The organism is Kitasatospora sp. NPDC018058, from assembly GCF_044327205.1.
Lineage (GTDB): Bacteria > Actinomycetota > Actinomycetes > Streptomycetales > Streptomycetaceae > Kitasatospora.
On sequence record NZ_JBIRFA010000152.1, the window covers coordinates 1 to 1,127 of the forward strand.

General features: G+C 70.8%; 1 protein-coding gene. It reads left to right on the forward strand.

Annotated elements, in window-relative coordinates; all coding sequences use genetic code 11:
• Positions 1-1,106 (forward strand): transposase (locus ACH4E7_RS45670; protein ID WP_396255137.1); only part of this gene is annotated, 1,106 nt, incomplete at its 5' end.
• Positions 1,107-1,127 lie beyond the last annotated feature (21 nt).

Here is a 1,127-nt window from a genome sequence, read left to right on the forward strand (position 1 = left end):
CCATCAGGCGCCTGCGCCGCCACGGGAGTCCGGCCGACCTGCCGGTGGCGATCGAGACCACCCGCGGCGTGGTGGTGGACCGGCTGCTGGCGGCCGGCCACCCCGTGGTGCCGGTGCACCCGAACGCCTTCCACGCGATGCGCCCGCGCTGGGGCGCATCGAAGGCCAAGACCGACGCCGGAGACAGCCACAAACTCGCCGACTACCTGCGCACCGACGGCCACCAGCTGCGACGTCTGACCCCGACCGATCCCAGGACCCTGGAACTGCAGGCCCTGACCCGCCAGCGGGCCGACCACGTCGAGGCCAGAGTCGCCGCCGTCAACCAGCTCGACGCCCAGCTCGACCAGCTGTGGCCGGGCGGGAAGGCGATCTTCGCGAGCCGCGACAGCGACATCGCCCTGGACTTCCTCGACCGCTACCCGACCCCGCAGGCCGCCGCCAAGCTCGCTCCGGCGAAACTGGAGGCGTGGTGCAAGCGGCGCGGCTACTCCGGCAAGCGCTCCGGCCAGGTGCTCATCGAGCGCATGCGCTCCGCCCCGGCGGCCGCGACCCGGCTCGGCGAAGCCACCGTCGCGACCCTCGTCCGCGTCCAGGTCCAGCTGGTACGCGGCATACGCGCCACGATCCGCGAACTCGACAAGGCCATCACCGAGGCGGTCGAAGGGCATCCCTACGCGCCGCTGCTGGCCACCATGCCCCGCATCGGCAAGATCAACCTCGGGCAGATCATCGGCGAGATCGGCCCGATCCTCGAACGCGCCGAGTCCTGCGAGCAGTTCATCGCCGAGGCCGGCGTCGTCCCGGTCACCCGCGCATCCGGCAAGTCCCACGCGGTGACCTTCCGCTTCGCCACCAACAGGCGTGCGCGTCTGGCCATCACCATGTTCGCCGACAACAGCCGACACGGCAGCGACTGGGCCGCGAAGATCTACAACGACGCCCGCGCCCGCAAGAAGCGACACCCCCACGCCACCCGCATCCTCGCCCGCGCCTGGCTCCGCGTGATCTGGGCCTGCCGGCGCGACGGCACACCCTACGACCCCGACACCCACCAGGCCAACAGCAAGATCAAAACGACTCCCGAGACCACTCTGGCGGCATAGGGGTTGACTCAGGAAACTCAT